This window comes from Streptomyces sp. NPDC041968 (assembly GCF_055589025.1).
In genome coordinates this window covers 52234-73897 of record NZ_JBVJCB010000015.1, presented here as the reverse complement: position 1 = coordinate 73897, position 21664 = coordinate 52234, and the positions used below count along the sequence as shown (strand labels likewise).

The 21664-nt window shown below is 72.2% G+C and carries 22 protein-coding genes; 15 read left to right on the top strand and 7 right to left on the bottom strand.

Annotation, left to right across the window (positions count from 1 at the left end; genetic code table 11):
• The first annotated feature begins 80 nt into the window (after positions 1-80).
• Positions 81-932, top strand: coding sequence for a sulfurtransferase (locus tag ACZ6EG_RS30220; RefSeq protein WP_469609255.1), 852 nt, complete (start codon positions 81-83; stop codon positions 930-932).
• A 339-nt stretch (positions 933-1271) separates the two neighbouring features.
• Here the strand turns inward: ACZ6EG_RS30220 and sepH are convergent, their stop codons facing one another.
• On the bottom strand, positions 1272-2324 hold the full coding sequence (gene sepH / locus ACZ6EG_RS30215) for a septation protein SepH (RefSeq protein WP_356612770.1): 1053 nt from the start codon (positions 2322-2324) through the stop codon (positions 1272-1274).
• Between the two features lie 471 nt (positions 2325-2795).
• Here sepH and ACZ6EG_RS30210 point away from each other — a divergent pair, with 471 nt between their 5' ends.
• A complete protein-coding gene (locus ACZ6EG_RS30210; RefSeq protein ID WP_391972159.1) occupies positions 2796-3668 on the top strand; it encodes a hypothetical protein in 873 nt (290 codons plus the stop codon).
• Here ACZ6EG_RS30210 and ACZ6EG_RS30205 read toward each other — a convergent pair.
• Both ACZ6EG_RS30205 and ACZ6EG_RS30200 read right to left on the bottom strand, forming a co-directional pair.
• On the bottom strand, positions 3592-4929 hold the full coding sequence (locus ACZ6EG_RS30205; RefSeq protein ID WP_469609251.1) for a D-arabinono-1,4-lactone oxidase: 1338 nt from the start codon (positions 4927-4929) through the stop codon (positions 3592-3594). The two genes, ACZ6EG_RS30210 and ACZ6EG_RS30205, sit on opposite strands and share 77 nt — an antisense overlap.
• Complete coding sequence (locus tag ACZ6EG_RS30200) at positions 4871-6127, bottom strand: MFS transporter (RefSeq protein ID WP_356612766.1); 1257 nt, start codon at positions 6125-6127, stop codon at positions 4871-4873. The genes ACZ6EG_RS30205 and ACZ6EG_RS30200 overlap by 59 nt, the downstream gene beginning before the upstream one ends.
• Before the next feature lie 163 nt (positions 6128-6290).
• Between ACZ6EG_RS30200 and ACZ6EG_RS30195 the strand changes: the two genes are divergently transcribed.
• Both ACZ6EG_RS30195 and ACZ6EG_RS30190 read left to right on the top strand, forming a co-directional pair.
• Positions 6291-7418 carry a ferrochelatase gene (locus ACZ6EG_RS30195; RefSeq protein ID WP_391972161.1) on the top strand — a complete coding sequence of 376 codons (1128 nt, stop codon included), beginning with the start codon at positions 6291-6293 and terminating at the stop codon, positions 7416-7418.
• An 8-nt stretch (positions 7419-7426) separates the two neighbouring features.
• Entirely contained in the window at positions 7427-8245 is an 819-nt protein-coding gene (locus ACZ6EG_RS30190; protein ID WP_391972162.1) for an inositol monophosphatase family protein, read from the top strand.
• Between the two features lie 500 nt (positions 8246-8745).
• Here the strand turns inward: ACZ6EG_RS30190 and ACZ6EG_RS30185 are convergent, their stop codons facing one another.
• Positions 8746-8919, bottom strand: a complete 174-nt coding sequence (locus ACZ6EG_RS30185) for a hypothetical protein (protein WP_167355239.1) — start codon at positions 8917-8919, stop codon at positions 8746-8748.
• Between the two features lie 416 nt (positions 8920-9335).
• Between ACZ6EG_RS30185 and ACZ6EG_RS30180 the strand changes: the two genes are divergently transcribed.
• From ACZ6EG_RS30180 to ACZ6EG_RS30165, 4 genes are all read left to right on the top strand, one after another.
• On the top strand, positions 9336-9989 hold the full coding sequence (locus tag ACZ6EG_RS30180; RefSeq protein WP_003993508.1) for a response regulator transcription factor: 654 nt from the start codon (positions 9336-9338) through the stop codon (positions 9987-9989).
• Between the two features lie 6 nt (positions 9990-9995).
• Complete coding sequence (locus ACZ6EG_RS30175; protein WP_356612760.1) at positions 9996-11240, top strand: sensor histidine kinase; 1245 nt, start codon at positions 9996-9998, stop codon at positions 11238-11240.
• A 405-nt stretch (positions 11241-11645) separates the two neighbouring features.
• A complete protein-coding gene (locus tag ACZ6EG_RS30170; RefSeq protein ID WP_003993510.1) occupies positions 11646-11942 on the top strand; it encodes a DUF4193 domain-containing protein in 297 nt (98 codons plus the stop codon).
• A gap of 13 nt (positions 11943-11955) precedes the next feature.
• Entirely contained in the window at positions 11956-12897 is a 942-nt protein-coding gene (locus tag ACZ6EG_RS30165) for a hypothetical protein (protein WP_391972163.1), read from the top strand.
• A gap of 15 nt (positions 12898-12912) precedes the next feature.
• Here ACZ6EG_RS30165 and ACZ6EG_RS30160 read toward each other — a convergent pair whose 3' ends face one another.
• Positions 12913-13374, bottom strand: coding sequence for a DUF3093 domain-containing protein (locus tag ACZ6EG_RS30160; RefSeq protein ID WP_391972164.1), 462 nt, complete (start codon positions 13372-13374; stop codon positions 12913-12915).
• 57 nt (positions 13375-13431) lie between these two features.
• Between ACZ6EG_RS30160 and ACZ6EG_RS30155 the strand changes: the two genes are divergently transcribed.
• From ACZ6EG_RS30155 to ACZ6EG_RS30125, 7 genes are all read left to right on the top strand, one after another.
• On the top strand, positions 13432-14016 hold the full coding sequence (locus ACZ6EG_RS30155) for a PaaI family thioesterase (RefSeq protein ID WP_391972165.1): 585 nt from the start codon (positions 13432-13434) through the stop codon (positions 14014-14016).
• Positions 14013-14573 carry a dUTP diphosphatase gene (gene dut / locus ACZ6EG_RS30150; protein ID WP_356612753.1) on the top strand — a complete coding sequence of 187 codons (561 nt, stop codon included), beginning with the start codon at positions 14013-14015 and terminating at the stop codon, positions 14571-14573. Before ACZ6EG_RS30155 ends, dut begins: the two co-directional genes overlap by 4 nt.
• Position 14574: 1 nt before the next feature.
• Entirely contained in the window at positions 14575-15327 is a 753-nt protein-coding gene (locus ACZ6EG_RS30145) for a DUF3710 domain-containing protein (protein ID WP_391972167.1), read from the top strand.
• A 299-nt stretch (positions 15328-15626) separates the two neighbouring features.
• The gene (locus tag ACZ6EG_RS30140) at positions 15627-18191 is read left to right on the top strand and encodes an ATP-binding protein (RefSeq protein ID WP_391972168.1); all 2565 of its coding nucleotides are present in this window, start codon (positions 15627-15629) and stop codon (positions 18189-18191) included.
• Complete coding sequence (locus tag ACZ6EG_RS30135) at positions 18188-18871, top strand: response regulator (protein WP_391972169.1); 684 nt, start codon at positions 18188-18190, stop codon at positions 18869-18871. The genes ACZ6EG_RS30140 and ACZ6EG_RS30135 overlap by 4 nt, the downstream gene beginning before the upstream one ends.
• Positions 18872-18933: 62 nt before the next feature.
• Positions 18934-19332 (top strand): OB-fold nucleic acid binding domain-containing protein, encoded by a 399-nt coding sequence (locus ACZ6EG_RS30130; RefSeq protein WP_073731801.1) that lies wholly within the window; start codon positions 18934-18936, stop codon positions 19330-19332.
• Between the two features lie 3 nt (positions 19333-19335).
• The gene (locus tag ACZ6EG_RS30125) at positions 19336-20115 is read left to right on the top strand and encodes a DUF3159 domain-containing protein (protein WP_391972170.1); all 780 of its coding nucleotides are present in this window, start codon (positions 19336-19338) and stop codon (positions 20113-20115) included.
• Between the two features lie 180 nt (positions 20116-20295).
• Here the strand turns inward: ACZ6EG_RS30125 and ACZ6EG_RS30120 are convergent, their stop codons facing one another.
• Both ACZ6EG_RS30120 and ACZ6EG_RS30115 read right to left on the bottom strand, forming a co-directional pair.
• Positions 20296-20973 (bottom strand): potassium channel family protein, encoded by a 678-nt coding sequence (locus ACZ6EG_RS30120; protein ID WP_356612574.1) that lies wholly within the window; start codon positions 20971-20973, stop codon positions 20296-20298.
• Positions 20973-21644 carry a potassium channel family protein gene (locus ACZ6EG_RS30115; protein WP_356612573.1) on the bottom strand — a complete coding sequence of 224 codons (672 nt, stop codon included), beginning with the start codon at positions 21642-21644 and terminating at the stop codon, positions 20973-20975. The genes ACZ6EG_RS30120 and ACZ6EG_RS30115 overlap by 1 nt, the downstream gene beginning before the upstream one ends.
• Positions 21645-21664: the final 20 nt, after the last annotated feature.

The following is a 21664-nucleotide window of genomic DNA, read 5'->3' as shown; positions in this document are numbered from 1 at the left end:
CGCCTGGTGATCGGTACTGTCCGGCGGGCAGAGTAGCCCGACATCGACGCTTCGGCCACTCGGTACGCCAGGATGGGGCCATGAACGCCATCATCTCCGCATCCGAACTCGAGCAGGAACGAGTGGGCCAGAACCCTCCCGTCCTGCTCGACGTCCGCTGGCAGTTGAGCACGGCCAAGGCGGCCGGTGCCGCGCCGTTCGACGGCCGTGCCGAGTACGCGGCCGGGCATCTTCCCGGTGCCCTCTTCGTCGACCTGGACAGGGAACTCGCCTCCGCACCCGGCGGAGGGGGCCGGCATCCGCTGCCCGACGTGGCGGAGTTCGGCGCGGCGATGCGCCGGGCGGGCGTCACCTCCGGCCGGCCGGTCGTCGTGTACGACGGTGGGCAGGGGTGGGCCGCTGCCCGTGCCTGGTGGTTGCTGCGCTGGACGGGTCACCCGAACGTGCGGGTCCTCGACGGTGGGTTGCCGGCGTGGCGGGGGCCGTTGTCCACCGAGGTGCCCGCGCCCGAGGAGGGCGACTTCACTCCGCGGCCGGGCGCCGTGGGGCTGCTGGACGCGGACGGAGCGGCGGCGCTGGCCCGGTCCGGGCTGCTGCTCGACGCCCGGGCGGGGGAGCGGTACCGGGGCGAGGTGGAGCCCATCGATCCGGTCGGCGGTCACATCCCGGGCGCGGTGTCGGCACCGACGACGGACAACGTGGCGGGGGACGGCCGCTTCCTGCCGGCGGAGGAACTCCGGGCACGGTTCAAGACCCTCGGTGCCTCGGAGGGCGAAGAGGTCGGGGTCTACTGCGGTTCGGGCGTGTCGGCCGCCCACGAGGTGCTGGCGCTGGCGGTGGCGGGCATTCCGGCGGCGCTGTACGTGGGTTCGTGGTCGGAGTGGTCCTCGGACCCGGCACGACCGATCGCCGTGGGTCCGGACCCGCAGTAGTCCGGCGCCCGCAGGGTGGTCCGGCACTCCTTGTAGTCCAAGCCCGGAGTGGTCCGGGCCCGCCGGGGTCGGGCCCGCTGAGGTCAGGCCCGCTGAGGGCAGGGCCCCACTCGGGCAGGCCCGCCCGGGGTCCGGACCGCCGTAGCGGGGTTGTCCGCGGTCCCGGCCCGCGGTGGCACGGAAGAAGCCGGGTGCCCGGAAGTCGGCAGTCGCCGCAGCCCCGGCCTGGGGCAGGCGGGAGGCAGGGACAGCCGAGCCTGCCCCGTACGACCGGGGGCCGGACCGCAGTCACCTGCGGTCCGGCCCCCGGTCACGGTCGAAGTGGACGGCCCGAGCCCGCTATTCCTGCTTCTTGCGCCGCGTCCCGAACACGATCTCGTCCCAGCTCGGTACCGCCGCCCGTCGGCCCGGGCGGACGCCGTCGGCCTCGGCCTGGCGGTCGGTGGAGCCGGTCAGGCGGTCGCGGTGGCTGGCCACCGAACGCGGCATGAGGACGTCGGCGTAGGCGGAACCGGCCGACGCCGCGGGCGCCGGAGCCTCCTCCACCTCGGATTCCTCGACGGGCTCCTCGACCGGTTCCGGGGCGCGCTCGGGCACCACCAGGTCGCCCCGGAAGCTCGGTACGGCCTCGAGCAGGCTGGTCAGCGAGTCGCGTTCGGCCGACGCCGTGGCCGCGGTCTCCTCGGCCGGCTCGGTCGGCGGCGGGGGCAGACTCGGCCGCTCCCGCTGCTCCCGGTCGAGGGAACGGTCTAGCGGCCGGTCGCGCGGCAGCCGTGCGATGCGCGGGACGAACGGGAAGCTGGGCTCGGGCGCGGCGAGGTCGTCGGACTCGCCGATCAGCGCACGCGCCTCCGAGTCGACGGCCTGGACGAGCCGCCGGGGCGGGTCGTACGTCCAGCTCGCCGAGTGCGGTTCGCCGGCGACCAGGTAGACCAACAGGACTTCCCAGGTGCCGTCGTCGCGGCGCCAGGAGTCCCACTGGACGGTGTCCTTGTCGGCGCCGCGCAGCAGCAACCGTTCCTGCACGGCCTCGCCGAGGGGCGGTCCGGAGTTCTCGCCGGGGCGTCGGACGGGGGTCTTGCGGGCCCGCTCCGCCATGAAGGCGCGCTCGGCCAGTACGGGACCCTCGAAGCGCCGTACGCGGTCGACGGGGATGCCGGCCATCTGGGCGACCTCTTCCGCGGTCGCGCCGGCTCGTATACGCGCCTGGATGTCGCGGGGGCGGAGATGGCTCTCCACCTCGATCTCGATCTGGCCGAGGCGGGGACGGTCGCCGCGCACGGCGGCCCGGAGCCGCTCGTCGATCGGAAGCGTGTACTCCGTGCTGTCCGCAGCCTTCAGCACCAGCCGTGTGCCGTCATTCGAGACGGCCACGACACGCAGTTCGGGCATGGGGACCTCCCGGGTGGTGCCTGCCGACGTCACGTGCGTCGCTGCTTCCGCTCTGTCGAGTGTGGCCTGCCCGGGTGCAGCCTGCCACAACCTTGCCGAGTTGCCCGGCGTGTCGGGCCTGGGCCCTGGATCGCCGTTATGGCACGGTTACCTGTTCGCAACGCTAAGTGACCAAATCCGTCACCCAGAGCAACTAGCCCCCTCCCGGCGGTCCTTCAAGGTCCTGCATCCCCGGTCGGGCGGCCTGACCCAGGGCTCGCAACAGTACTCCATTCGGGCCATGTGCGTGGATGGGCACGCCGTCCGACTTCCGGCAAGAGGTCGCGCTCGGCCGCTCCCGGCGGGATTCCCGTGATCTTGACGTGGCGTACTTCACGCAATCGCCAGAAACGGAACTAATGGTTTCGACCGCACGTCCCTTTCTCGTGCAGTTGATCGATCGCGTACGGGAAAGGCAGGCAAGGTCCGGGAATGCGTGAAAAGCCCGACGACGCAGGCGACACGGACGCGCGTGCGGAGGTGAGGTCCAAGCGGATCGACCTGAGCGTGCCCCAGGTGGCGGGCAGCGCCCTGGCGGCGGTGGTGGCCGCCAAACTGGCCTCCTCCTTCGGCGTGTACGGCACGATCCTGGGAGCCGGCCTCATCAGTGTCGTCGCCACCTGTGGGGGTTCGGTCCTCCAGCACTTCTTCAGTCGCACCGGAGAGCAGCTCCGGGAGAAGCGCCCCGTCGGCGTGGCGCGGACCGCCGGCCGGACGGGCGCCGGTTCGTCGGCGTCCACGGCCGCGGTCCCGGGGGAGTTCACCGCGGGCACCGTCTACCGCGCGCGGGCCACCGGCTGGAAGCGCCCGGTGGCCGCGGCGGCCCTCGTCTTCGCCGTCGCCATGGCCGGAATCACCACCTACGAACTCGCTTCCGGCCAGAATCTCGGCGGCGGCCACAGCACCACCGTCGGCAACGCCCTCTCCGGTCACAACAAGTCTGCGGCGGATTCGGGGGATTCGGGGGATTCGGGCGGTTCCGGGGGTTCGGGGGACACGCGGGACGACCAGGACTCCGACGGATCGGACGGGCCCGGGGGCTCCGGCGCCGGGGACGACGCTCCGGCCGCCACTCCGTCCGGGTCCCCGAGCGGAACCGGTGGCAGCACGTCGCCGGACGGCACCTCGGGGGACGACGGCGGTACGGACGCCGGCCCGACGCCCACCCCGGACGCCACCGGGGGCGAGGACTCCGGCACGTCCACGGGCCCGGACCCCGACCCGTCGGCTACGACCCCAGAACCCGGCGCAAGTAGTCGTTCCGGAACAGCCGATCCGGGTCAAGACGGTCCCGCAGCGCCGTGAACTCACCGAAGCGGTGATACACCCGGGAGAAGTACTCGGCGTCCCGGGTGTGCAGCTTGCCCCAGTGCGGCCGTCCCCCGTGCGCCGTGAAGATCCGCTCGGCGGCCGTGAAGTACGCCTGATAGGGCGTGCCCCGGAACATGTGGACGGCGATGTACGCGCTGTCGCGGCCGGAGGCGGTGGAGAGCGTGATGTCGTCGGCCGGGGCCGTGCGCACCTCGACCGGGAAGCTGATCCGGAGCCGTGAACGGTCGACCATCGTCTTCAGCTCGCGCAGCGTCTCGACCACGGCCTCACGCGGAACGGCGTATTCCATCTCCACGAACCGCACCCGCCGCGGGGAGGTGAACACCTTGTACGGAGTGTCCGTGTACGTCCGCGCGGAGAGTGCCTTGCTGGAGATCCGCGCGATCGCGGGAACGCCGACGGGTGCCGCACGGCCGACCCAGTTGGCGGCCTGGAAGACCCCGTTGGACAGGAACTCGTCCTCGAACCAGCCCCGGAGGCGCCCCACCGGCTGGGCGGGGCCGGCGCTGCGGTTGTTGCGCTTGGTGTTGGTGCTGCCGGTGTGCGGGAACCAGTAGAACTCGAAGTGCTCGTTCTCGGCCCACAGTTCGTCGAAGTCGGCGAGGACCCGCTCGAAGGGCATCGGTTCCTCGCGGGCCGTGAGCAGGAAGATCGGCTCCACCGCGAAGGTGATCGCGGTGACGACGCCCAGCGCGCCCAGGCCGATCCGGGCGGCGGCGAACACCTCGCTGTTCTCCCGTTCGGAACAGGTCAGCACCGAGCCGTCGGCCGTGACCATCTCGAGGCCCCGGATCTGGGCGGCGATCGAGGCCGACTCGCGGCCCGTGCCGTGGGTGCCGGTGCTGGTGGCGCCGGACACGGTCTGTTCCATGATGTCGCCCATGTTCGTGAGCGACAGGCCCTCACGCGCGAGGGCCAGGTTGAGCCGCTTGAGCGGAGTGCCCGCCTCCACCGTGACCGTCATGGCGGCCCGGTCGATGTCCCGGATGCCGGTCAGCAGGTCCGGACGTATCAGGACGCCGTCCGTCGCGGCTATCGACGTGAAGGAGTGACCGCTGCCGACGGCCTTGACCCGCAGTCCGTCCTCGGCGGCCTTGCGGACGGCGTCGGCCAGTTCGGCGACGGAGGCGGGAGCGACCTCCCGCGCGGGGCGCGCCAGGACGTTGCCGCCCCAGTTACGCCATGTGCCGTTCTTCCCGTTCCTCTTCCCGCTCACCGTGCGTGTGCTGCTCAACGGTCCCTCCCCGACGTGGAGCCGGCCGCTTGAGCCGGCGGTACCCGAGGAAACCGACCGCGACCGCGACGGCCCCGGCGACCGCCGGAACCCCGTACCCGGCGCGCGCACCCGAGGCGTCGATCACCCAGCCGCCCCCGGAGGAGCCGAGCGCGACCCCGACCGCGAGGCCGGTGCTCACCCAGGTCATGCCCTCGGTGAGCTGCGTGCGTGGTACGTGCTGGTCGATGAGGGACATGGTCGTGATCATCGTGGGAGCGATGGACAGACCCGCAACGAACAGCGCCACGGCCAGAGACAGCAGGTTTCCGACCAGTAGGAGGGGGATCATACTCACGGCCATCGCGCAGACGCCCAGCAGCCAGCGACGCTCGGGCGGCCCGGCGAAGCGCAGCAGCCCGAAGACCATGGCCGCCGTGCACGATCCCGCCGCGTACAGGGCGAGGACGAGACTGGCGGCGGCCTTGTGGCCCTCCTCCTCGGCGAAGGCCACGGTGACCACGTCGACGGCCCCGAAGATCGTCCCCGTGGCCACGAAGGTGGCGACCAGAACCTGGAGCCCGCGGGAGCGCAGCGCGGAGCCGCCGCCCTTCTCCTCGCGCGGGTGCGGCTCCGGCTCGGTGGCGCGCTGCGAGGTCAGCCAGAACACGCCCGTCGCGAGGAAGCAGGCGGCCAGCAGCGGCCCGGCCTCCGGGAACCAGGCCGTGGACAGGCCGATGGAGATGATCGGCCCGAAGATGAAGCAGATCTCGTCCACCACGGACTCGAAGGAGTACGCGGTGTGCAGTTGCGGGGTGCCCCGGTACAGGGCCGCCCAGCGGGCCCGGACCATGGCGCCGAGGCTCGGTACGCAGCCGATGCCGACACAGGACACGAACAGCACCCAGTCCGGCCAGCCGTAGTGCGCGGCCGGCAGGAGCACGGCCGCGGCGGCGAGCGACACCAGGGTCGCCGGGCGCAGCACCCGTCGCTGGCCGTACCGGTCGACCAGGCGGGAGACCTGCGGTCCGGCTACGGCGGCGGCGAGCGCGATGGTGGCCGACAGGGCGCCGGCCAGTCCGTACCGCCCGGTGAGCTGGGAGATCATCGTCACCACGCCGATGCCCATCATCGACAGCGGCATCCGGCCGAGGAAGCCCGCGGTCGAGAAGGCCTTGGTGCCGGGGGCGGCGAACAGGGCGCGGTAGGGGCTGGGCAACGGGATCTCCGGAAGCGGCGCGGTGGAGTGCTCGGTAAGGTCCGAACGCAGTCGATACAGATTACTCGCCGAGCCGTCGGGAAACACCCCCGCGGAAGGGGCGGGACGCACCGTCGGCACCCACCGTTTCACCGCTGTCAGTGCCGGGTGGCAGGATCGAGACATGCCAGACGTGCTCGATGCCAGCCCCTACGACGCCCTGCTCCTGCTCTCGTTCGGCGGCCCGGAGGGCCCGGACGACGTGGTCCCGTTCCTGGAGAACGTGACGCGTGGGCGCGGCATCCCCAAGGAACGCCTCAAGGAAGTCGGCCAGCACTACTTCCTCTTCGGCGGGGTCAGCCCCATCAACGACCAGAACCGGGCCCTGCTGGACGCCCTCCGCAAGGACTTCGCCGAGCACGGCCTGGCCCTGCCGGTCTACTGGGGCAACCGCAACTGGGCGCCGTACCTCACGGACACCCTGCGCGAGATGGTCCGCGACGGCCGCCGCCGCATCCTCGTCCTCGCCACCAGCGCCTACGCCTCGTACTCGGGCTGCCGGCAGTACCGCGAGAACCTCGCGGACGCGCTCGCCGCGCTGGAGGCGGAGGGCCTGGAGCTGCCGAAGATCGACAAGCTGCGGCACTACTTCAACCACCCGGGCTTCGTGGAGCCGATGGTCGACGGCATCCTCCGCTCCCTCGCCGAGCTGCCCGAGGAGGTGCGGGACGGCGCCCACATCGCTTTCTCGACCCACTCGATCCCCACCGCGGCGGCGGACACGTCGGGACCGGTCGAGGAGCACGGCGACGGCGGCGCGTACGTGCGCCAGCACCTGGACGTCGCGCAGACGATCGCCCACGCCGTCCGCGAGCGCACCGGTGTCGACCACCCCTGGCAGCTCGTCTACCAGTCGCGCTCGGGTGCCCCGCACATCCCGTGGCTGGAGCCCGACATCTGCGACCACCTGGAGGAGCGCCACGCGGCCGGTGCCCCCGCCGTGGTGATGGCCCCCATCGGCTTCGTCTCCGACCACATGGAGGTCCTGTACGACCTCGACACCGAGGCCACGGCCAAGGCGGAGGAGCTGGGGCTGCCGGTGCGCCGCTCGGCGACCGTGGGCGCCGATCCGCGGTTCGCCGCCGCGGTCCGCGACCTGGTCCTGGAGCGGGCCGCCGGCGAGCGCGGGCAGGACGTCGCTCCGTGCGCGCTCGGCGCGCTGCGCGCGAGCCACGACCTCTGTCCGGTCGGCTGCTGCCCCGCCCGAGCCCCCCGCCCCGCCGCCGCGGGCGCCGACAGCCCCTACGCGTGAGGAGCCCCGTGACCGACGTGACGACCGACCCGCTCCACGCCGAGCTGCTGGAGATCGCCCAGGAGGCGGCTCACCGCGCGGGCGAGCTGCTGCGCGACGGCCGCCCCGCCGACCTGGCGGTCGCCGCCACCAAGTCCAGCCCCATCGACGTGGTCACCGAGATGGACATCGCGGCGGAGAAGCTGATCACCGGCCTGATCGCGGACCGGCGCCCGGACGACGGCTTCCTCGGCGAGGAGGGTTCCGTCACGGACGGCACGAGTGGCGTCCGCTGGGTGATCGACCCGCTCGACGGCACGGTCAACTACCTGTACGGGCTGCCCACCTGGGCGGTCTCGGTCGCCGCCGAGCAGGACGGCGAGCGGGTGGCCGGCGTGGTCGTGGCGCCGATGCGCGGCGAGTCGTACCACGCGGTGCTGGGCGGCGGGGCCTGGGCGACGGGCGCCTGGGACGGTGCACGCAGGCTCGCCTGCCGTGCCCCGGCGCCGCTGGACCAGGCGCTGGTCTCCACGGGCTTCAACTACGTCGCCGACGTCCGCGCCGAGCAGGCCGAGATCGCGCGGCGGCTGATCCCGCTGGTCCGCGACATCCGGCGCGGTGGCTCCGCCGCGATCGACCTGTGCGACGTGGCAGCCGGGCGCCTCGACGGCTACTACGAGCGCGGTCTGCACCCCTGGGACCTCGCGGCGGGGGACCTCATCGCCCGGGAGGCGGGCGCGGTGACCGGTGGACGCCCCGGGGAGCGCCCGTCCGGGGAACTGACCATCGCGGCCACCCCGGAGGTCTTCGAGCCCCTCCAGCGGCTCCTGACGGAGTTCGGCGCGTAGGCCTGCCGACCGGGCTGACGACGGCGGGCCCGTACCGCGACCCGTCGCGCCGGGCCCACCGGCCCGCCGCCTGTCCCTCGTGCGGTACCGGCGTCCGTCGGGGCGGGTCGGGGCGGGTCGGGGCGGGTCGGAGCACGGAGGGCAGAGCGCCCGGGCGCCTTCCGCGTGCCGGGCCGATCCCCTCGGGGAGGCGGACCCGGCACGCCCGGCTGCCGGCACCCCGCCCGAGGCCCTCGGCGGGACGTCCGGCGGCTGGGGACCGGTCCGCGCGGTGCCCGTCGTCGTCGACCCGCCGCCCGGTGCCCGCGGCTGTCGGGTGGTGGTCCGGCAGCCCAGGGCCGTCCGAAGGTTCGGTCCGGGGCACAGCGCGCCCCCCGGCGGTGACGGATGACGTCCCCTCTCCGCCAAATCCCGGCTGGTGGACCGCTCACCGTCGGAGGCGACCCGCACGACAGAGCCCCGGCGCTGGATCCCGCCGGGGCTTGTCGTTCACGGGCCGGTCAGACGCCGGTCGCGCTGACCTCCACACCGTGCTCGGCCGCGAGACGGCGCAGGTCGTCGAGCTCTCCCAGCTCCACGTCGACGAGGAACTCGTCCCCCTCGTCGCGGGCCCGGGACAGGTCGGACTCGGTCGTCTGTATGCGCTGCAGAAGTCCTGCGGTGAAAGCGTCCATGCTGCGCCCCCTCGTCCTGGGTCGTGGGTCGGTGGCACGGGGGTGTGCCGTTGGGAAGGGGCGATCACGTCTCCGGTGGAGTGCCCAGCGCTGCCCCGCTGGGCGGCGACGGTGCCGGACACCCACGCCCGCTCTGCGGAAGCGGACCGCGGCGTACCGTGCGGTGACGCGGTACAGGCAGAGCGTGATCGCGGGGTGTAAAGCCGTCCTCCCCCCGCTCCCATCCGCGGAAACCTCAACCTCCCGAGGAAATCTCGCATTCCCGGTCCCGCGAAACGGTTCCACACCGGCCCCTCACCCGTCTTACAGCCGACTTATGGCCGAAAAGGGCAGGATGGAGGCAACACACCCACCAGCCCCCTGCCCTCGTGCGCCCGACAAGCGCTACGCGGGTGGACAGAGGAAGGACAAGCGACGTGCGCGTACTCGTCGTCGAGGACGAGCAACTGCTCGCCGATGCGGTGGCCACCGGACTGCGCCGGGAGGCCATGGCCGTCGACGTCGTGTACGACGGTGCGGCCGCCCTGGAGCGCATCGGCGTCAACGACTACGACGTGGTCGTCCTCGACCGCGACCTCCCGCTCGTGCACGGCGACGATGTCTGCCGCAAGATCGTCGAGCTGGGCATGCCCACCCGGGTACTGATGCTCACGGCCTCCGGCGACGTCAGCGACCGGGTCGAGGGCCTGGAGATCGGCGCCGACGACTACCTTCCGAAGCCGTTCGCGTTCAGCGAGCTCATCGCGCGCGTGCGCGCCCTGGGCCGGCGGACCAGCGTGCCCCTGCCGCCCGTCCTGGAGCGGGCCGGGATCAAGCTCGACCCGAACCGCCGCGAGGTCTTCCGCGACGGCAAGGAGGTGCAGCTGGCGCCCAAGGAGTTCGCCGTGCTGGAGGTGCTCATGCGCAGCGAGGGCGCGGTCGTCTCGGCGGAGCAGCTGCTGGAGAAGGCCTGGGACGAGAACACCGACCCGTTCACCAACGTCGTCCGCGTGACCGTCATGACCCTGCGCCGCAAGCTGGGCGAGCCGCCGGTCATCGTCACCGTCCCCGGCTCCGGCTACCGGATCTGATCGACCGTGGCGACGACACCCGCGCCCCCCGGGGCGCCCCCGAAGCCCACCTGGGCCCCGCGGTCGGCCACCCCGCTGCCCTGGCTGCGTCCGACCATCCGCATAAGGCTCACGCTGCTGTACGGCGGCATGTTCCTGATCGCCGGCATCCTGCTGCTGTCGATCATCTACCTGCTCGCCGCCCAGGCGGTGCGTACCGGCAACCAGCCCCTGTACAAGATCGTCGACTTCGAGGGCCTCCGCGTCGCCAGCAACGACTGCCCGGGGGTCACCAACGGCAACCTCTCGCTGTCGGAGTTCAACGCGGCGATCAGCGAGTGCATCGACCACGAGCGCCAGGCGGCCCTGGACCGGCTGCTCAGCCGCTCACTGCTGGCCCTGCTCGGACTCGCCGTGATCGCCTTCGCCTTCGGTTACGCCATGGCCGGACGCGTCCTGTCGCCGCTGGGCCGGATCACCCGCACCGCCCGCGCGGTGGCGGGCTCGGACCTCTCGCGCCGGATCGAGCTGGACGGCCCGGACGACGAGCTGAAGGAGCTGGCGGACACCTTCGACGACATGCTGGAGCGGCTGCAACGGGCCTTCACCGCCCAGCAGCGCTTCGTCGGCAACGCCTCCCACGAGTTGCGCACGCCCCTGGCGATCAACCGCACGCTCCTGGAAGTGCACTTGTCCGACCCGAACGCCCCGGTGGAGCTCCAACAGCTCGGCAAGACGCTGCTGGCCACCAACGAACGCAGCGAGCAACTCGTCGAGGGCCTGCTGCTCCTGGCGCGCAGCGACAACCAGATCGTCGAGCGCAAGCCGGTGGACCTCGCCGAGGTGGCCGGTCAGGCCATCGACCAGGTGCACGCCGAGGCGGGCACCAAGGGCGTGGAGGTCCGCGGCGCGCGTGAGCCGGCGGTGGTCCAGGGCAACGGCGTCCTGCTGGAGCGGATCGCGTTGAACCTGGTGCAGAACGCGGTGCGCTACAACGTGCCCGAACAGGGCTGGGTCGAGGTCACGACCGCGGTCGAGAACGGCCAGGCGGTCCTGGTGGTCACCAACACGGGCCCGGTCGTGCCGGCGTACGAGATCGACAACCTCTTCGAGCCGTTCCGGCGGCTGCGCACCGAGCGCACGGGCAGCGACAAGGGCGTGGGCCTCGGCCTGTCCATCGCGCGGTCCGTCGCACGGGCGCACGGCGGGCACATCTACGCGCAGCCGCGCGAGGGTGGGGGACTCGTCATGCGCGTCACGCTGCCCGTCTGAGATCATGACCCCGACATCCCACCGAACTCCGAAGATGTTCGCTTTGAGCAGAATTTCCAGGCCACCGGCCCGGAAAGCGCCTGTGTGATCGATCACAGCGGAGGCATTCCCGCCCTCCACTCTCCGTGATCATGCACCCTGTCGGAAAGCCGGGAAAATCCCGGTTTTCGGGGGTCCTGATCACGGGAAGTACACGGTGGGGCGCCTTTGAAGTGCGGTATTAGGACCGTGTACGGTCCCCATCGCCATCCAAGCCGATCACTCATGAGGGGTCCGGTTGGGTGTCGATTGAGTAACAGACCTTGATGTGAGGCAAAATCTCCGCCTCAGGTCGGGCACAAGTCCGGCCTCTCACGCGTTACGTGCGCTGAAGACACCGCAGACACCCAGAGGGGGAGAGCGACCATGGCAACCGATTACGACACTCCACGCAAGACCGACGACGACGTCGACTCGGACAGCCTCGAAGAGCTGAAGGCCAGGCGGAACGACAAGTCCGCCTCGGCCGTCGACGTCGACGAGTTCGAGGCCGCGGAAGGCCTCGAACTTCCCGGCGCCGACCTCTCGAACGAGGAACTGGCGGTCCGTGTACTGCCGAAGCAGCAGGACGAGTTCACCTGCATGAGCTGCTTCCTGGTACACCACCGCAGCCAGCTGGCCCGGGAGAAGAACGGCCAGCCCATCTGCCGCGACTGCGACTGAGGCGGGGTCGGCCGTGACTGGCTCGACCCCTCCCTGGAAGCGCCGCTTCTCCAGGCGGGAAGCGGACCAAGGACCGGTGGACGGTCCGTACAGCGCGCGTGACGACGAGCGGGGCCCGACCGGCAGCGGGACGGCCTCGCTCGAATCCGTGGCCGGCCGGGCTGACCTCCCGGCGACCACGGAGACGCCGGCACCCGCTGCCCGGCGCCGGGCAGCGGCGTTCCGGCACAAGGCCGGAGAGGGCGTCCGCAACGGCGGCCGGCGCGCCAGGGCCGCCCTGGCGCACCTCGCCGACCGGATCATCGACCTGGCCCCGCGCGTGCCCGTGCGGGACCTGGCGACACTCCGCAAGCACTTCCCGGGCCTCGGCCCCGAGGAGCTCGCCGACCGGCTGGTGGCCGGCGCGGCCAAGGGCACGGCGACCGTGGGAGCGGGGATCGGCGCCGCGGCGATGATGCCCGTACCGCCCGCGATGCCCGCCGAGCTGGCCGCCGAGATCACCGGCGTCGCGGCGATCGAACTCAAGCTGATCGCCGAACTCCACGAGGTCTACGGGGTACGCCCGCCCGGCGGCCTCGCGCAGCGGAGCACCGCGTACCTCAACTCCTGGTCGGACGAGCGCGGCGTCGACGTGTCGAAGCCGGCGAGCCTCGGTTCGGCCATGAACAGCCACATGAAGCGCCAGCTGCGTCAGCAGATCATGAAGCGGATGGTGCGCGACCTGCCGAACCTGATGCCGTTCATGGTGGGCGCGGCCGTGGGAGCCGTCATGAACCGCCGCGACACCAGAAAGCTGGCCGCCAGAATCCGGGCGGACCTGCGCAAGAAGCAGGTTCCGTGGAGCGCCCTCGACGACCTTCCGGCTCTGGACGGACCGCAGGACGCGCTGGACATGGGCGCCCTGGCGAGAGAACTGGGCCCCGGCCACCGCCCCGGCGGGGGCAGCGGGCACTGACCCCGTACGCGGTCGCTACGCCGAGGCCCTGGCCGCCGCCAGCGCCTCCACCAGCCGCTCCGGCTCGCGGGTCGACAGGTACAGGTACGGAGTCGGGTCCTGCGGGTCCGTGACCATCACGCGCACGGCCCTCGGGATGTACGCGCGCAGCAGCAGGAAGGCGCGGGTGTCGGCCTTGTACGTCCGCCAGGCGCGGGCCTCCTCCGGGTCGAGGATCTCCGCCTCGCCCAGCGCCGAGACCGGCACCTTCGCCTCGCCCGCGATGAGCGAGTCGCCCACGACGCGGATGCGGACCGCACCGTAGGAGCTGGCCGCCACCGCCGCCACGGCAGTCCCGCCGGCCAGGCCGCCCAGCATCGGCAGCGTGCCGAAGGGCAGCAGGATCAGGGCGAAGGAGAGCCCCACCAGGAAGGAGACCAGCCACCAGGAGCGGGGCGCGGTGAGGCGTTCTTCGTACGGGGCGGGGGAGGGCTGCATGAACCAAGCTTGGCACGGTATCGGTGATCGGCCGACGCGCGGGTAAGGTCTGCGCCTGTGAGTGGTACTTCCCCGGGTCTTCAGCCCCCCGCCGACGCCGTGAAACCCGAACGGCACCCCGACGCGCCCGCCCCCGGCGAGCTGCTCGGCGCGCACTACGGCCAGTGCTTCGGCTGCGGCGGCGACCAGCCCCACGGACTGCACCTCCAGGCGCGGGCCGGAGAAGGGGTGTCGATCACCGCCGAGTTCACCGTGCAGCCCGCCCACCAGGGCGCCCCCGGCCTGGCGCACGGCGGTGTGCTGGCCACCGCCCTGGACGAGACCCTCGGCTCGCTGAACTGGCTGCTGCGCACCATCGCGGTGACCGGGCGGCTGGAGACCGACTTCCTGCGGCCGGTCCCCGTCGACACGACGCTGTACCTGGAGGCCGAGGTGACGGCCGTGGCCGGCCGGAAGATCTACTCCACCGCCACCGGACGGATCGGCGGCCCCGGCGGGCCCGTGGCCGTGCGCGCCGACGCGCTCTTCATCGAGGTCAAGGTCGACCACTTCGTGAGCCACGGCCGCGAGGAGGAGATCCGCGCCGCCATGGACGACCCCGACCAGCTCCGCCGAGCCCGCGCCTTCGAGGTGAACCCGTGAGCCGGGGGCCCAGGCCGGAACTCGACGTCCTGATCCGCCGCGTCGACCCCGACGTCCCGCTTCCGACGTACGCGCAGCCCGGCGACGCGGGGGCGGATCTGCGCACCACCGAGGACTGCGAACTCGCGCCCGGTGAACGGGCCGTACTGCCGACGGGTGTGTCTGTGGCGCTCCCGGAGGGGTACGCGGCCTTCGTGCACCCACGTTCCGGTCTGGCCGCCCGCTGCGGTGTCGCCCTCGTGAATGCCCCGGGGACGATTGATGCCGGGTACCGTGGGGAGATCAAGGTGATCGTGGTGAATCTCGACCCGCGCGAGACGGTGCGGTTCGAGCGCTTCGACCGGATTGCCCAACTGGTCGTCCAGCCAGTCGAGAGGGTCCGCTTCCGCCAGGTTGCGGAGCTTCCCGACTCGGCGCGGGCCGAGGGGGGCTTCGGGTCCACCGGCGGCCACGCCGGGTTGGACCGTGCAAGCGGCACAAGCGGTCAGGTCGCCGACGGCGGCCCGACGGGTGGGAATCGATACGCTTCGGTCGTATCCGACCGGGAAGGACAGTGACGTGTTCGGACGTCGCAAGAAGAGGGATGCCGCCGAGGGCGCGGCCGGCGAGGCCGAGCAGGTCGTCGACAGCGTCGACACCGAGGCGGACGAAGAGCGCGAGCGCGTGCGGCTCGAGCCCGAACCGCGGCCCGACGGGCCCTGGGACAGCACCGAGGTCCGCGACCCGGCCGAGGGCCGGGTGGACCTGGGCGGTCTGTTCGTCCCCGGAGTCGACGGCATGGAGTTGCGGGTGGAGGTCGCGGGCGACGCGATCGTCGCCGCGACCGTCGTGCTGCGCGACAGCGCCATCCAGCTCCAGGGCTTCGCCGCTCCCAAGCGCGAGGGTATCTGGGGCGAGGTGCGCGAGGAGATCGGCTCCGGCATCACGGCGCAGGGCGGCATCGTCGACGAGGTCGAAGGCCCGCTGGGCTGGGAGCTGCGGGCCCAGGTGCCGGTGCAGCTGCCGGACGGCACGGGCGGTTTCCAGGTCGTGCGGTTCGTCGGTGTGGACGGCCCCCGCTGGTTCCTGCGCGGAGTGATCTCGGGCCAGGGCGCGGTGCAGCCGCAGGCCGCCGGCCTGCTGGAGCAGATCTTCCGGGACACGGTCGTGGTCCGCGGCGACGGCCCGATGGCCCCCCGCGACCCCATCGTCCTCAAGCTGCCGAACGACGCGCAGATGGTCCCCGAGGGTGTCCAGCAGGAGGAGGGCTCCCGCTTCTCCGGCGGAATGGGCCAGCTCCAGCGCGGACCGGAGATCACCGAGGTCCGTTAGGCAAGGACTCCGTAAGGGTTCCGTACGCGCGCGACGCACGCGCGCGCAGGAGGGCCGCGCCCCGCACGGGGCGCGGCCCTCCTGCCGTAGGGGCACGGCGCGCCGCCGTACGAGGATCCTCCGTCCCGTGCGGTGCCGCGTGGTGAGCCGGTCGCCCAGGCCACGTCGCGGTCGTGGCCTCGGAGGCGTCAGGGTTGCGTCAAGGACGACCGGCATCAGCACCCCGCCCCGATATGTCGCGATTGCGGGTCGTAGGGTCGACGCTGCGCACGGGGCGCCGAGCGGAAGACAATGAGGCCATGGGACGCGGCAAGCTTCGGATCTACCTCGGCGCGGCGCCGGGCGTCGGCAAGACCTACGCCATGCTGTCGGAGGCCCACCGCCGCCTGGAGCGGGGCACCGACTGCGTCGTGGCCTTCGTGGAGCACCACGGCAGGTCGCGCACCGAGGTCCTGCTGCACGGTTTGGAGCAGGTGCCGCGCCGGGAGCTGACGCACCGCGGTGCGGTCTTCACCGAGCTGGACCTGGACGCGGTGCTGGCCAGGGCCCCCCGCGTGGCGCTGGTGGACGAACTCGCCCACAGCAACGTCCCCGGTGCCCGCAACACCAAGCGCTGGCAGGACGTGGAGGAACTGCTGGCCGCCGGGATCGACGTGATCTCGACCGTCAACATCCAGCACCTGGAGTCACTCGGTGACGTGGTGGAGTCGATCACGGGGGTGCGGCAGCAGGAGACCGTGCCGGACGAGGTGGTGCGACGGGCGGACCAGATAGAGCTGGTCGACATGTCGCCCCAGGCGCTGCGCCGGCGCATGGCCCACGGCAACATCTACCAGCCGGACAAGGTCGACGCGGCCCTGTCCAACTACTTCCGCCCCGGCAACCTCACCGCCCTGCGGGAGCTCGCGCTGCTCTGGGTCGCCGACCGCGTCGACGAGTACCTCCAGCAGTACCGCAGCGAGCACCGCGTCTCGAAGATATGGGGCTCGCGCGAGCGCATCGTCGTCGGCCTGACCGGCGGGCCCGAGGGCCGCACCCTGATACGGCGGGCCGCGCGCCTCGCCGAGAAGGGCGCCGGCGGCGAGGTGCTGGCCGTGTACGTGGCCCGCAGCGACGGGCTGACCTCGGCCTCCCCGAAGGAGCTCGCGGTCCAGCGCACCCTGGTCGAGGACCTCGGCGGCACCTTCCACCACGTGCTGGGCGAGGACGTGCCGGCCGCCCTCCTCGACTTCGCGCGCGGCGTCAACGCCACCCAGATCGTCCTCGGCTCCTCACGCCGCAAGGCCTGGCAGTACGTCCTCGGGCCCGGCGTCGGCGCCACGGTCGCCCGCGAGTCCGGCCCCGACCTGGACGTCCACATCGTGACCCACGAGGAGGTCGCCAAGGGCCGCGGACTGCCGGTGGCCCACGGAGCGCGGCTCGGCCGCTCCCGGATCGTCTGGGGCTGGTTCGCGGGCCTCGGCGGGCCGGTGCTGCTGACGCTGCTGCTGAACTCCGTCCACCTCGGGCTCGCCAACGACGTGCTGCTCTACCTGGCGCTCACCGTGGCCGCGGCCCTGCTCGGCGGGCTGTACCCGGCGCTCGCCTCGGCCGCCGTCGGATCGCTGCTGCTGAACTGGTTCTTCACGCCCCCGGTCGACCGGATCACCATCGCCGATCCCCGGAACATGCTGGCGCTGGCCATATTCGTGGGCGTCGCGCTCTCCGTGGCCTCCGTCGTCGACGTCGCGGCCCGCCGCACCCACCAGGCGGCCCGGCTGCGCGCCGAGTCCGAGATCCTCTCCTTCCTCGCCGGCGACGTGCTGCGCGGCGAGACCAGCCTGGAGACGCTGCTGGAGCGGGTCCGCGAGACGTTCGGCATGGAGTCGGCCGCCCTGCTGGAACGGGAGGACGACGTGGCGCCCTGGACCTGCGCGGGCCGGGCCGGGACAGGCCCCGCGGTGCGACGACCCGAGGACGCGGACGTGGACATGCCGGTCGGGGACCACATGGCCCTCGCGCTGACCGGCCGGGTCCTGCCCGCCGAGGACCGGCGGGTGCTGGCCGCCTTCGCCGCCCAGGCCGCCGTCGTGCTGGACCGGCGGCGCCTGCGCGAGGAGGCCGACCGGTCCCGCGCCCTCGCCGAGGGCAACCGCATCCGTACGGCGCTGCTGGCCGCCGTCAGCCACGACCTCCGTACCCCGCTCGCCGGCATCAAGGCGGCGGTCACCAGCCTCAGGTCCGACGACGTCGCCTGGTCCGAGGAGGACCAGGGGGAGCTGCTGGAGGGCATCGAGGAGGGCGCCGACCGCCTCGACAACCTCGTGGGCAACCTGCTCGACATGTCCCGCCTGCAGACCGGCACGGTCACGCCGCTGATCCGGGAGATCGACGTCGACGAGGTGGTGCCGATGGCGCTCGGCGGGGTGCCCGAGGGGAGCGCCGAGCTGGACATCCCCGAGACCCTGCCGATGGTCGCCGTGGACGCCGGGCTGCTGGAGCGGTCGATGGCCAACCTGGTGGAGAACGCCGTCAAGTACAGCCCCGCCGGCCGCACCGTCCTGGTCGCCGCCAGCGCCCTCGCGGACCGGGTCGAGGTACGGGTCGTCGACCGGGGGCCGGGCGTGCCGGACGAGGCCAAGGACCGCATCTTCGAGCCCTTCCAGCGGTACGGCGACGCACCGCGCGGCGCCGGGGTCGGTCTCGGCCTGGCGGTGGCCAGGGGCTTCGCCGAGGCGATGGGCGGCACCCTCAACGCCGAGGACACCCCCGGCGGCGGCCTCACCATGGTGCTCACCCTCCGCGCGGCGGGCTCCTCCCCCGCCGCGACAGCGCTCTTTGAGGCAACGCGGTCCACGACCGCGGAAAGGCAGGCCGCCCGATGACCAGGGTGCTCGTGATCGACGACGAACCGCAGATCGTGCGTGCCCTCGTGATCAACCTCAAGGCCCGGCACTACGAGGTCGACGCCGCCCACGACGGTGCCACCGCCCTCCGGCTCGCCGCCGCCCGCCAGCCCGACGTGGTGGTGCTGGACCTCGGCCTGCCCGACATGGACGGCGTCGAGGTGATCAGGGGCCTGCGCGGCTGGACCCGGGTGCCCATCCTGGTGCTGTCCGCCCGGCACGCCTCCGACGAGAAGGTCGAGGCGCTGGACGCGGGTGCCGACGACTACGTCACCAAGCCCTTCGGCATGGACGAACTGCTGGCCCGGCTGCGGGCCGCCGTCCGCCGGGCCGAGCCCATCCCGGGCGACGCGGGCGACGTGGTCGTGGACACCGAGGAGTTCACCGTGGACCTGGCCGCCAAGAAGGTGCACCGGGCCGGGAAGGACGTACGGCTCACCCCCACCGAGTGGCACCTCCTGGAGGTGCTGGTGCGCAACTCCGGGCGCCTGGTCAGCCAGAAGCAGCTCCTCCAGGAGGTGTGGGGGCCGTCGTACGGGACCGAGACGAACTACCTGCGCGTCTACATGGCGCAGCTGCGCCGCAAGCTGGAAGCGGACCCGGCGCATCCGCGGCACTTCATCACCGAGCCGGGCATGGGGTACCGCTTCGAGAAGTGAGCCTCGCGATACCGGCCCGGAGAGGGTGTCTGCCTGTCGGCGACCCCCGGTACGCTCTAGATATGAGTGCTGCTCCGCGTTCCGACAAGCCGGTGGGCCGGTTCCGGCGCATGTTCGACCGGCTCTCCTCGTCCCAGGAGGACCTGGAGTCCGAGGAACTGCGCGAGGACGCAGACACCGCCGGCTGCACCCGTATCTGCGACTGCCAGGACCGGCAGATCGTCTCGGTTACTGGTACCTTGCGCACGGTCACCCTGCGTCCCCGTGCGGGCGTCCCCGCCCTGGAGGCCGAGCTGTTCGACGGTTCCGCCGCCCTGGACGTGGTGTGGCTGGGCAGACGCTCCATCGTGGGCATAGAGCCGGGGCGCAAGCTCATCGCATCGGGCCGGATCTCGATGAGCCGGGGCCGCCGGGTGCTCTTCAACCCGAAGTACGAACTGAGACCCCTCGGACGGGAGTAGCCGGTGACGTCGCTCGACAAGCCGACCGAACAGACGGAAGCGGACGACGCCCGGGCGGTGACGGAGGCCGCGCTGTTCGAAGCGTTCGGCGGCGTGCGGGGCATGATCGAGACGGTCCTGCCGGGTCTGCTCTTCGTCACGATCTTCACGCTCAACAACGACCTGCACATGTCGGCGATCGCCGCGCTCGCCGTGTCCCTGGTGCTGGTCGTGGTCCGGCTGGTGATGAAGGACACCGTCAAGCACGCCTTCAGCGGGGTCTTCGGCGTCGCCTTCGGCGTGGTCTTCGCGATGATGACCGACAACGCCAAGAACTTCTACCTGCCCGGCATGCTCTACACGCTGGGCCTGGCCCTGGCCTACATCGTGACCTCGCTGGCCGGTGTCCCGCTGATCGGCCTGATCCTCGGCCCGGTCTTCAAGGAGAACCTCTCCTGGCGCACCCGTAACCCGGGCCGCAAGAAGGCGTACACGAAGGCCAGCTACGCCTGGGGCCTGATCCTGCTCGCCAAGAGCGCGATCCTCTTCCCGCTGTACTGGTGGGCGGACACCGAGCAGCTCGGCTGGGTGCTGGTCACCCTGAAGATCCCGCCGTTCCTGCTCGCCGTCTGGCTGACCTGGGTCTTCCTGGCCAAGGCGCCGGCGCCCATCGACGTGTTCGCGGAGATGGAGGCGGCGGAGCAGGCCGAGAAGGAACGCGAGGAGCGGGCGAAGGCCGAGCGTGAGGCACTGGGCGGCGACGCCGTGGACCCCGCGCAGAGCGGCAGGCACCGCAAGGGCTGACCGCGCCGAGGGCGGGCGGGAGCGAAAGGCTGCCCGCTCGCCACGCCGGCGACGGGGGGCGAAGGCCGCCAGCTCGTCACGCCGACGTCGTACGACGGTGGGGGCGCCCGGAGATCTCCGGGCGCCCCCACCGTCGTACCGCCCGGCGTCCCCGCGGCGCACCGCGGGTCCCGCCCCGGCTCAGCGCGCGGTGTCGGTCCGCCGTGCCGACAGCAGGTCCTCCAGCTGCTCCTCACGGGCCTGTGCCGCCACGAACAGCAGCTCGTCGCCCGCCTCCAGCGAGTCCTCCCGCGACGGGGTGAGGACCCGGGTGCCGCGGATGATCGTGACCAGTGAGGTGTCCTCGGGCCACTCGACGTCGCCGACCTGGGTGCCGGCCAGCGCCGACTCCTCCGGCAGCGTCAGCTCCACCAGGTTGGCGTCGCCGTGGCTGAAGCGCAGCAGCCGGACCAGATCGCCGACGCTCACCGCCTCCTCGACCAGGGCCGACATCAGCCGCGGGGTGGAGACGGCGACGTCCACGCCCCAGGACTCGTTGAAGAGCCACTCGTTCTTCGGGTTGTTCACCCGGGCGACGACCCGCGGAACGCCGTACTCCGTCTTGGCCAGCAGGGAGACGACGAGGTTGACCTTGTCGTCGCCCGTCGCGGCGATGACGACGTTGCAGCGCTGGAGCGCCGCCTCGTCCAGGGACGTGATCTCGCACGCGTCGGCGAGCAGCCACTCCGCCATCGGCACGCGCTCGACCGAGATCGCGGTCGGCGCCTTGTCGATGAGCAGCACCTCGTGGCCGTTCTCCAGCAGCTCGCCCGCGATCGAACGGCCGACCGCACCGGCTCCGGCAATGGCGACCCTCATCAGTGACCGCCCTCCTCTTCGGGACCCTTGGCGAACGCCGCCTCGACCTTGTGGACCTCGTCGGTGCGCATCATCACGTGCACCAGGTCCCCCTCCTGCAACACGGTCTGCGAGGTGGGCACGATGGCCTCCCCGAGCCGGGTGAGGAACGCCACCCGCACCCCGGTCTCCTCCTGGAGCCGGCTGATCCGGTGGCCGACCCAGGACGTGGAGGTGTGCACCTCGGCGAGCTGGACGCCGCCGGTGGGGTCGCGCCACAGCGGCTCGGCGCCCGAGGGCAGCAGCCGCCGCAGCATCTGGTCGGCCGTCCAGCGCACGGTGGCGACGGTCGGAATGCCCAGGCGCTGGTAGACCTCGGCGCGGCGGGGGTCGTAGATGCGGGCGGCGACGTTCTCCACGCCGAACATCTCGCGGGCCACGCGGGCGGCGATGATGTTCGAGTTGTCGCCGCTGGAGACGGCCGCGAAGGCACCGGCCTCCTCGATGCCGGCCTCGCGCAGGGTGTCCTGGTCGAAGCCGATACCGGTGACCCGCCGACCGCCGAACGTGGAACCGAGACGGCGGAACGCGGTCGGGTCCTGGTCGATCACGGCGACCGTGTGCCCCTGCTGCTCCAGGGTCTGCGCCAGGGCGGAGCCCACGCGTCCGCAGCCCATGATGACGATGTGCATCGCCTCACACCCCGCTTCCT